The organism is Comamonas sp. B-9, assembly GCF_000410635.1.
Lineage (GTDB): Bacteria > Pseudomonadota > Gammaproteobacteria > Burkholderiales > Burkholderiaceae_C > Comamonas.
On the sequence record NZ_KE148557.1, the window covers coordinates 13,137 to 15,814 of the forward strand.

Consider the following 2,678-nt stretch of genomic DNA (forward strand, 5'->3'; position numbering starts at 1 on the left):
AGCCCTCCCCGCCGCAGCAGCCCAGCGAGCCAATGCAAGCGGCAACGCCAAGCCAGCCAGTGCCGCCAGCCAAGCCTGCAGCGGCGCCGGAAAACGCCATCCCCAGCGGTCCCTGAAGCGCAGCGGCATTTCAGCCATCAGTTGCCGGCGTAGCGCCCAGGCCGGTGGCTGATCCATAAGAACACGCTCATCACGACGGCAGCCAGTACCGAGTAGGCCACGCGCTCGAATGGCACGACCCACAGCGCCAGCAGCACCACCGTGCAGTCGATGACCATCTGCACCTTGCCGGCGCGGATGCCATAGCGGTCCTGCAGGTAGAGCGACACAATGGTGGCGCCGCCCAGGCTGGAGCGGTGGCGCGCCAGAAAGAGGCAACCGGTGCCCATCAACAGGCCTCCGGCAATCGCGGCATACAGCGGGTTCAGGTAATCGATATGGATAAAGCGCGGCCCGATATCGACCAGCAGCGCCAGCATGGCCACCGAGACAAAGGTCTTGATCGTGAACTCCGGCCCCATGCGCGTCCAGGCGAACCAGTAAAACGGCAGATTGATCGCAAAGAAAATCGCGCCAAACGGCAGGCCAGTGGCGTAGTGCAGCAAGAACGCCAAACCTGCGGTGCTGTCCGTCAGCAGCCCGGCCTGCGCAAACAGCCCCAGGGTGATCGAGACAAACAGCGAGCCGGTGAACAGCGCCTGCGCATCTTCAAAGCGGCCATGGCGCAGCGCAGGGCCGAGCGACGCGGGCGCAGCAGCGACGGGGCCAGGCAGAGCCGTAGGGCCGTCAGGGCGGGATAGCGGTGAGGACATGTCGGGTTGACAGCAAGTTTCATGCCCGCGCAAGGGTAGTGCGCGGGGCTGCCTGGCATGGGTGATGCTAGGTATAAACCCGAATTTTAAAGAGTTTCAGCCGGTAAGGTGTAGGCATATCCACAACACTTACGCTACTGGCACAGCAGCGCTCAGCGGCTATTCACCACCTGGGTGCTGTTGCTGCGCAGCACCTTGCCCTGGGCGTCGAACACCACGGTGAACAGCATCTTGGTGCTGGGCGGGTCGATCCAGCCCCAGTCCCATTCGGCCTCGTTCTTCAGCGGATAGCTGGTGCGCTTGGCCGGCTGGCCCAGCAGGCGGCGGATCTGCTGCTGGTCCATGCCCGGCTGCACCTTGGCAAAGTAGGCGGGCGCCAGCACCTGGCGCAGCGCGCTCATCTTGCCGTCGGTGCCAATGGTGATCATGTAGTTCTGGGCACCGGCGGGCTGGCGGGTGTACTCCAGTGTGTGCGAGCCATCGGCCTCGTCCCAGATCTGGTTGGGCTCGCCAAAGCGGTCGCGCACGTCCTGCTCGGTGGAGACGTGTTCTTCCAGTTCCTTGATGCGCTGCTGGTCGCAGCCCGCCAAAAACACGGAAACGGCCAGCGCAGAGGCGGCGATTGCAAGCTTGGTGACGAAGGACATGGTCAGGTTCGGTAGAATCCAGGCACAAGAGGTAAATATACGCTATGTCTTTCTTCCGCCGCCCCGACTACCAATCCGACACCACCCAGTTCCTGCTCAAGCTCAAGGCTGACAAGCCCGAGCTCGAACAAGGCCAGCGCGAAGGCCGCGCCCTGCTCTGGGACAAGGATCTGGACCGCCAGCAGCAAGCCGAGTACCAAACCGCACGTGTGGCGCAAAAGCCCTACGTGTACCAAACCAACCACGATTGATCGCCCTGCCCGCTGCCGGCCACCTGGCCCCGCAGCGGCTTTCGATCCCGCATAGCCCCCGCGCATGGCAACACCCGGCAACCTGACCCAGGCTGAGGACGGCGTGCGCCCCGCCGCTGGGGCTGCCGCCATGCCCGAGGTGGTGGACCAGGTCGCGCTCGCACGGCTCTACGGCGAGCCGCTGTTCGCCATGCCGACGGACCTGTACATCCCGCCCGATGCGCTCGAGGTGTTCCTGGAAGCTTTTGAAGGCCCGCTGGACTTGCTGCTCTACCTGATCCGCAAGCAGAACTTCAATATCCTCGACATCCCGATGCTGAGCGTCACGCGCCAGTACCTGAGCTATGTCGACGAGATCCGCAGCCGCAACCTGGAGCTGGCCGCCGAGTACCTGCTGATGGCCGCGATGCTGATCGAGATCAAGTCGCGCATGCTGCTGCCGCCCAAAAAGCAGGCCGAGGGCGAAGAGGCCGAAGACCCGCGGGCCGAGCTGGTGCGCCGCCTGCTGGAGTACGAGCAGATGAAGCTGGCCGCCCAGGGCCTGGGTGCCGTGCCGCAGTACGGGCGCGACTTCATCAAGGCCCAGGTCTTCATCGAGCAGGCACTGCAGCCGCGCTTTCCCGATGTGGAAATGTCCGAGCTGCAGGAGGCTTGGCGCGACATCCTCAAACGCGCCAAGCTGGTGCAGACCCACAAGATCACCCGCGAAGAGCTCTCGGTGCGCGAGTACATGAGCGCCATCCTCAAGCGCCTGCAAGGGCGGCGCTTTGTCGAGTTCGAGGACATCTTCGAGCCGGAAAAAGGCAGCACCGTGCTGGTCGTCACCTTTATCGCGCTGCTGGAGCTGGCCAAGGAAACGCTGATCGAGATCACCCAGGCCGAAGCCTTTGCGCCCATCTATGTGCGGCTGTCCTATACGCCCGTCTAGCACGGCAGGATCGGACCGAGCCGCTGCCCAAGCCCCTTTT

Annotated in this window: 4 protein-coding genes; 2 read left to right on the forward strand and 2 right to left on the reverse strand. The window is 63.9% G+C overall.

Annotated features, from left to right (window positions below):
* Positions 1-137: 137 nt before the first annotated feature.
* Positions 138-812, reverse strand: coding sequence for a YitT family protein (locus H928_RS0110630; RefSeq protein WP_021026489.1), 675 nt, complete (start codon positions 810-812; stop codon positions 138-140).
* Positions 813-964: 152 nt separating this feature from the next.
* Complete coding sequence (locus H928_RS0110635) at positions 965-1,459, reverse strand: hypothetical protein (protein WP_021026490.1); 495 nt, start codon at positions 1,457-1,459, stop codon at positions 965-967.
* Between the two features lie 44 nt (positions 1,460-1,503).
* Between H928_RS0110635 and H928_RS0110640 the strand changes: the two genes are divergently transcribed.
* Both H928_RS0110640 and H928_RS0110645 read left to right on the forward strand, forming a co-directional pair.
* A complete protein-coding gene (locus H928_RS0110640) occupies positions 1,504-1,710 on the forward strand; it encodes a DUF3460 family protein (protein WP_021026491.1) in 207 nt (68 codons plus the stop codon).
* Between the two features lie 64 nt (positions 1,711-1,774).
* Positions 1,775-2,638, forward strand: coding sequence for a ScpA family protein (locus H928_RS0110645; protein ID WP_021026492.1), 864 nt, complete (start codon positions 1,775-1,777; stop codon positions 2,636-2,638).
* Positions 2,639-2,678: the final 40 nt, after the last annotated feature.

What these genes read in the sequence shown, in the direction of transcription:
- H928_RS0110645 (WP_021026492.1), top strand. Translation starts at nt 1,775, where the DNA reads ATGGCAACACCCGGCAACCTGACCCAGGCTGAGGACGGCGTGCGCCCC.
- H928_RS0110635 (WP_021026490.1), bottom strand. Translation starts at nt 1,459, where the DNA reads ATGTCCTTCGTCACCAAGCTTGCAATCGCCGCCTCTGCGCTGGCCGTT.
- H928_RS0110640 (WP_021026491.1), top strand. Translation starts at nt 1,504, where the DNA reads ATGTCTTTCTTCCGCCGCCCCGACTACCAATCCGACACCACCCAGTTC.
- H928_RS0110630 (WP_021026489.1), bottom strand. Translation starts at nt 812, where the DNA reads ATGTCCTCACCGCTATCCCGCCCTGACGGCCCTACGGCTCTGCCTGGC.